Annotated in this window: 7 protein-coding genes; 2 read left to right on the top strand and 5 right to left on the bottom strand. The window is 74.3% G+C overall.

Annotation, left to right across the window (positions count from 1 at the left end):
• The coding region (amaB, locus tag C667_RS19475; RefSeq protein WP_004377741.1) for an L-piperidine-6-carboxylate dehydrogenase at positions 1 to 1,385 on the top strand (1,385 nt) is incomplete at its 5' end.
• A 373-nt stretch (positions 1,386 to 1,758) separates the two neighbouring features.
• On the opposite strand, the gene C667_RS19480 is transcribed toward amaB, so the two are convergent.
• The gene (locus C667_RS19480) at positions 1,759 to 2,361 is read right to left on the bottom strand and encodes a cysteine hydrolase family protein (protein ID WP_004377742.1); all 603 of its coding nucleotides are present in this window, start codon (positions 2,359 to 2,361) and stop codon (positions 1,759 to 1,761) included.
• A 115-nt stretch (positions 2,362 to 2,476) separates the two neighbouring features.
• Between C667_RS19480 and C667_RS19485 the strand changes: the two genes are divergently transcribed.
• Entirely contained in the window at positions 2,477 to 3,367 is an 891-nt protein-coding gene (locus C667_RS19485) for a LysR family transcriptional regulator (RefSeq protein WP_004377744.1), read from the top strand.
• 132 nt (positions 3,368 to 3,499) lie between these two features.
• Here C667_RS19485 and C667_RS19490 read toward each other — a convergent pair whose 3' ends face one another.
• The 4 genes from C667_RS19490 to C667_RS19505 form a co-directional block, all read right to left on the bottom strand.
• Positions 3,500 to 4,081 (bottom strand): HupE/UreJ family protein, encoded by a 582-nt coding sequence (locus C667_RS19490; RefSeq protein ID WP_004377746.1) that lies wholly within the window; start codon positions 4,079 to 4,081, stop codon positions 3,500 to 3,502.
• A gap of 38 nt (positions 4,082 to 4,119) precedes the next feature.
• The gene (gene ureG, locus C667_RS19495) at positions 4,120 to 4,821 is read right to left on the bottom strand and encodes an urease accessory protein UreG (RefSeq protein WP_004377748.1); all 702 of its coding nucleotides are present in this window, start codon (positions 4,819 to 4,821) and stop codon (positions 4,120 to 4,122) included.
• Complete coding sequence (locus C667_RS19500) at positions 4,818 to 5,672, bottom strand: urease accessory protein UreF (RefSeq protein ID WP_004377750.1); 855 nt, start codon at positions 5,670 to 5,672, stop codon at positions 4,818 to 4,820. Before C667_RS19500 ends, ureG begins: the two co-directional genes overlap by 4 nt.
• Positions 5,669 to 5,994, bottom strand: a 326-nt coding sequence (locus C667_RS19505; RefSeq protein ID WP_004377752.1) for an urease accessory protein UreE, incomplete at its 5' end; no start/stop codon positions are given. The genes C667_RS19500 and C667_RS19505, both read right to left, overlap by 4 nt.

The following is a 5,994-nucleotide window of genomic DNA, read 5'->3' on the forward strand; positions in this document are numbered from 1 at the left end:
CCGCCGCCACCGATGCCGCGATCGCCTGCAGCGTGGCCGCCTTCGAGGCCTGGCGCCGCGTCCCGGCGCCGCGCCGCGGCGAGCTGGTGCGCCGCTTCGCGCAGGCGCTGCGCGAGCACAAGGCACTGCTCGCCGAGCTGGTCACCATCGAGTGCGGCAAGATCCGCAGCGAGGGCGAAGGCGAGGTGCAGGAGATGATCGACATCTGCGACTTCGCAGTCGGCCTGTCGCGCCAGTTGCATGGGCTGACCATCGCCTCCGAGCGCCCCGGCCACGCGCTGCGCGAGACCTGGCACCCGCTCGGGCCGGTGGCCGTCGTCACCGCCTTCAACTTCCCGGTCGCGGTGTGGGCGTGGAACGTGGCGATCGCGCTGGTGTGCGGCGACAGCCTGCTGTGGAAGCCCTCCGAGCGCACGCCGCTGTGCGCGCTCGCCTGCCAGCGCCTGCTCGAACAGGCCGCGGCAGGCATGGAGGAGGTGCCGCGCGGGCTGTCGGCGGTGATCGTGGGCGGCGCAGAGCGCGCCGTTCAGCTCGCCGACGACCGCCGCGTGGCGCTGCTCTCGGCCACCGGCAGCTGCGCGATGGGGCGGGCGCTGGCGCCGCGGGTGGCGCAGCGGCTCGGGCGTAGCCTGCTCGAGCTCGGCGGCAACAACGCGGTGATCGTGGCGCCGAGCGCCGACCTCGAGCTCGCGCTGCGCGCCATCGTGTTCGGCGCGGTCGGCACCGCCGGGCAGCGCTGCACCAGCACGCGCCGGCTGTTCGTGCACGCCGCGGTGCGCGAGCAACTGCTCGAACGCCTGCGCGCGGTGTTCGCCGGGCTGGTGGTGGGCGATCCACGTGCCGCCGACACCCTGGTCGGCCCGCTGATCGGGCATGAGGCCTTCATCCGCATGCAGGATGCGCTCGCCGCGGCGCGTGCGGCGGGGGCACGCATCCACGGTGGCGAGCGTGTGCTCGCCGAGCGCTTCCCCGCGGCCTGGTACGTGCGCCCGGCCGTGGTCGAGCATCCGCCTGCGGTGACCAACAGCGTCGACGAGGTGTTCGCGCCGCTGCTGCACTGCTTCGAGTACACCGAACTCGACGACGCCATCGCGCGCCAGAACGCGGTGCAGCAAGGCCTGTCCTCGGCAATCTTCACCACCGACCTGCGCGAGGCCGAGCGCTTCCTCTCCGCCACCGGCAGCGACTGCGGCATCGCCAACGTCAACGCCGGCACCAGCGGCGCCGAGATCGGCGGCGCCTTCGGCGGCGAGAAGGACAGCGGCGGCGGGCGTGAGGCGGGTTCGGACGCCTGGCGCGCCTACATGCGCCGCATGACCGCGACGATCAATTACTCGGACGCGCTGCCGCTGGCCCAGGGCGTGCGCTTCACCCTGACGGACTGACCCCCGGCCTGCCCGATCGCGCCGGACTCCTGTAGGAGCGCCGGCAGGCGCGAAGGCGGCGCATCAGCCCGCACATACGCTCCTGCGGGGAACGCCCGGTTCGCGCCTGCCGGCGCTCCTACACGAAGCCAGACCGCGTCGCGGGCGGCGGCTTGGTCGTGGTGTGCGGGCCCCGGGGAGGTGACCCGGAGACGTGCCGGCCCGCCCGATCGCGACGGCCCCCTGTAGGAGCGCCGGCAGGCGCGAAGGCAGCGCATCAGCCCGCACATACGCTCCCGCGAGGCACGCCCGGTTCGCGCCTGCCGGCGCTCCTACATGAAGCCAGGCGGCGTCGCGGGTGGCGGGCCCCGGGGGCGGGGTGGTTCGCTGGTGCTCAGTCGGGGATGGCTGCGCCGTCGGCCACCACGACGGCGAACAGGTCGGCGAGCGCGGTGAGCGCGGCGACCTGCAGGGCGGCGGCCTCGACCACGCTGCCGTCGGGCGCGGGCAGGGCGCGGGTCGCCGTGGCGGCGGCGGGGACGGTGACCGCGTAGCCGAGGTTGAAGGCGCCACGGGCGGTCGAGTTGATGCACATGTGGGTCATGAAGCCGACCACGACCAGGTTCTTGACCGCGGCGGCCTTCAGGCGCTCGTCGAGCGCGGTGCCGACGAAGGAGTTCGGGTAGTGCTTGACCTCCACCGCCTCCCCTGCCGCCGGCGCCACCTTGTCGGCGATCGCGCCGCATTCGGCGTTCGGATCGTAGGGCGAGCCGGGGCCTGCGTCGTGCTGGATGTGCACGACCGGGATCTTCAGCGCGCGTGCCCGCGCCAGCAGGCGGGCGCATTCGTCCAGGGCCGGCTCCACGCCCTCGAGCTGCATCACGCCGCTGCGGTAGGCGTTCTGGGCGTCGACGATGATCAGCGCCGACTCGGACAGGCGGGCCGGGGCGGCGGGCAGGCCGGAAAGCTGGCGCAGGGGGATGGATGCGGTGCTCATGGGCGATCTCCTTGTGGGTTCGAGAAAGGATGGCGGCAGCGTACAGGCGGCCGCTGGCCTGCGTAAATGCGCATTCCTGCTCTACACTGCTGCAGATTTGCAGGAACGGCGACCTATGAACTGGGACGATCTGCGTTTCCTCGTCACCCTCGGGCGCGAGGGCACGCTCGCCGCCGCGGCGCGCAGGCTGGCGGTGGACCAGACCACGGTCGCGCGCCGCCTGCGCGCGCTGGAGGAGGGCCTGGGCACGGCGCTGTTCGAGCGCGACGAGGGCTTGTGGCGACCGACCGCGGTGGGCGCTCGCGTGCTGGAGCGCGCCGCGCGCATCGAGGAGGACGTGGCCGGCATCACCCGCCTGGCCGAGGCCGGCGCCGGCGCGGTGGGCGGCGTGGTGCGGATCACCGCGGTGAGCGCCCTGATCGGCGAGTGGCTGGCGCCGCGGCTGCCGGGCCTGTACGCGCGGCATCCCGAGTTGCGCATCGACCTCGTCGCCACCAACGACAACCTCAACGTCGCTCGCCGCGAGGCTGACATCGCGATCCGCCTGGCACGCCCCGCGAGCGGCGACTTCCTCATCCGCAAGCTCGCCGAGGTCGGCTTCGCGCTCTACGGCGCGGCGCGCGGCGACCTGGCGGTGAGCGCCGGCGACTGGGTGGCCTACAACGAGGACCTCGACCACACGCCGGAGATGCGCCGCCTGCACGCCATGCTGGGCGAGGGCCGCATCCGCCTGCGCTCGAACAGCCTGCGCGGCCTCGTGCGCGCCGTGGCCGGCGGCGTCGGCCACGGCCTGCTGCCCTGCTTCGTGGCCGATGCCGACCCCGGCCTGGTCCGCCTGTCCGGCGCGGAGCCGATGCTGTACCGCGAGCTGTGGATGCTGATCCACCCCGACGCCCGCCCGCTCGCGCGCGTCGCCGCGACCGCGGACTGGCTGGTGGAGCGCTTCGACGCGGAGGCGGCGAGCTTCGCGGGCAGGACGCCGTCGCCCCGGGCCGCACCGCCGTAACGCCGCCTTAGCGCCGCTTTGGCCCCGGAGCGGCCGTAGCGCCGCCTTAGGCCCCGGCACCGCCGTAGTCCCGGCGCCACCGTAGCCTCGAAGCGGCCGTGGCCCTGGCGTGGCCTCTTGCCGACGGGGGCTTCAGCCGCCGAGGAGGGCGACGCCCACACCGGCGATCCCGCCGCCGCCGAGGCGCAACGCCAGGCGTCCGCCGCGGCTGTCGGGGAAGGCGCGCGCCAGCGCCAGGCCGGCCGCATGCAGCGCCGCGCTGGCGAGCGCGAAGCCGAGGCTGTAGCCGAGCAGCGTGGCGTCGCCCATCTCGGCGTGGTGGGCGTGGCCGTGGAAGAGCGCGAAGGCGGCGACCAGCGGCAGGCTCGCCGCCAGCGGCAGGCGCGCGGCGAGCGCGACCAGCAGGCCCAGCACCAGCACCGAGGCGGCGATGCCGGCCTCGACCGCCGGCAGGCCGAGGCCGAGCGCACCCAGGCCGGCGCCGGCGAGCATCGCCAGCACGAAGCCGGCGGGCAGTAGCAGGCGTGCAGCGCCGGCCTGGCGTGCGGCGAAGAGGCCGACCGCGAGCATGGCCAGCAGGTGGTCGAGCCCGCCCAGCGGATGGGCGAAGCCGGTGGCGAAGCTGGCCGGCGCATGCCCGGGGTGGGCGAGCGCTGCGCCCGAGAGGCTGGCGAGCGCGGCGGCGGCGAGCATGGAGCGGAAGCGGATCGTCATGGTGGGTTCTCCTGGAGTGCGGGAAGGTCTTGCGGTATTCAGGCGGCGGCCAGCATGCCCTGGCGCTCGATGAAGTCGATGATCTCACGCAGGCCCTGTCCGGTCTTCTGGTTCGAGAACAGGAAGGGGCGATCGCCCCGCATCTTGCGCGCGTCGCGGTCCATGACCTCGAGCGAGGCGCCGACCAGCGGCGCGAGGTCGATCTTGTTGATCACCAGCAGGTCGCTGCGGGTGATGCCCGGCCCGCCCTTGCGCGGGATCTTGTCGCCGGCGGAGACGTCGATCACGTAGATCGTCAGGTCCGAGAGCTCGGGCGAGAAGGTGGCGGCGAGGTTGTCGCCGCCCGACTCGACGAAGACGATGTCGAGTCCGGGGAAGCGCGCGTTGAGGCGGTCGACCGCCTCGAGGTTGATCGAGGCGTCCTCGCGGATCGCGGTGTGCGGGCAGCCGCCGGTCTCCACGCCGAGGATGCGCTCGGGTGCGAGCGCCTCGTTGCGCACGAGGAACTGGGCGTCCTCGGCGGTGTAGATGTCGTTGGTGACCACGGCGATGTCGTAGCGGTCGCGCAGCGCCAGGCACAGCGCCAGGGTGAGCGCGGTCTTGCCGGAGCCGACCGGGCCGCCGATGCCGACGCGCAGGGGGCCGCGCTGGGGGCTGCACTGAGGACCGGAATGCGTTGCGGCGTGCGGACTGGCGATCGAGGTAGAGTGCGTGCCGGGATGGGCGGAGGACGGAGTCATGATCTGAACAGCCTCGTGTATTGGGTTTCGTGGCGGCTGCTGGCGATGGCCAGGCCGGGGGTGTAGTTGCTCCAGGCCGCCTCGGGGAGCGCGAGCGCGCCTTCGGCCAGCGCCGGGATGCGCGCGCCGAGCGTGGCGAGCAGGCGCTGGCCGGCGCTCTGCCCGAGCGGCACGGCCTTCACCGCCGCCATCACCTGGTTCTCGGCCCAGGCCCACAGGTAGGCGGCGAGCGCCTGGTCGGCGGGGATCTGCCATGCCGCCGCGGCCGCGGACCAGACGGTGGGGAAGCACGGGGCCTCGATCGCGAGCAGGCGCGCGCGCCAGCCGGGAATCGACGCAAACGCATCCAGCTCGGCCAGCAGCCTCGCCAGCGACCAGCCCATCTGCGCCGTCTCGGCGCGCAGCTCGGCGGTCTCGCGGCTGGCGAGGAAGTCGGCGTCGAGCCGCGCCACCTCGGTGTCGTCGCCCTGCGACCACGCCGCGAGCTGGCGGGCGAGCAGCGGCGCCTCGAAGCGCGCCAGGCTCCATTCCAGCAACTCGCCGATCCAGGCCGCGGCCTGCGCCTCGGTGCGCACGAGGCCGCTCTCCACGGCCCACTCCAGGCCCTGCGAGTAGGTGTAGGCGCCGACCGGCAGGGCGGGACTCGCCAGCTGCAGCAGGCGCAGCAGCGGCAGGAGGCCGGGTCTCGTGGGAGCGGACCCGCCCGCGAACGGCGCGCGCTCGAACGCTGCATTCGCGGGCGAGCCGGCTCCGGCGGCACTGCGCGCCCCGACATCGGCCGCCATCGCATCGCCGGTGCATGGCATGGCCGGCACCGGCGCCGGCATGGGACGGAAGATGACGGCGCTCATTGCCCCGCCATCAGGTGGATGCGCGCGCCGCTGCCGTCGCCCGGGTGCTGGTGGCCGGGCGCGTAGGCGCCGGCCTCGGGCTCGAAGGGTGCGCGCAGCGCGCTCACCCGCGCGCCCAGCCCCACCAGCATGCCCTCGAGCACGTGGTCGGCCTGGATGCGCAGCCAGTCGCCGGCCTCGTCGCGGCCGACCTCGACCGCGACGTGGCGGTTGCCGAGGTGGAAGGCGGCGCGCGCCAGCGCGACGGCCGAGGCGCAGCGGGCCTCGAGCAGGTCCTCGGCGGCGGCGCGCACCGCGACGATGCGACCGTCGCGTGCGCGCA

The sequence above is a fragment of the Thauera phenylacetica B4P genome, assembly GCF_000310225.1.
Classification (GTDB): domain Bacteria; phylum Pseudomonadota; class Gammaproteobacteria; order Burkholderiales; family Rhodocyclaceae; genus Thauera; species Thauera phenylacetica.

Excerpts from the sequence above, each read along its gene's own strand:
- ureG (WP_004377748.1), bottom strand. The coding sequence starts at position 4,821 with ATGACTCCGTCCTCCGCCCATCCCGGCACGCACTCTACCTCGATCGCC.
- C667_RS19480 (WP_004377742.1), bottom strand. The coding sequence starts at position 2,361 with ATGAGCACCGCATCCATCCCCCTGCGCCAGCTTTCCGGCCTGCCCGCC.
- C667_RS19500 (WP_004377750.1), bottom strand. The coding sequence starts at position 5,672 with ATGAGCGCCGTCATCTTCCGTCCCATGCCGGCGCCGGTGCCGGCCATG.
- C667_RS19485 (WP_004377744.1), top strand. The coding sequence starts at position 2,477 with ATGAACTGGGACGATCTGCGTTTCCTCGTCACCCTCGGGCGCGAGGGC.
- C667_RS19490 (WP_004377746.1), bottom strand. The coding sequence starts at position 4,081 with ATGACGATCCGCTTCCGCTCCATGCTCGCCGCCGCCGCGCTCGCCAGC.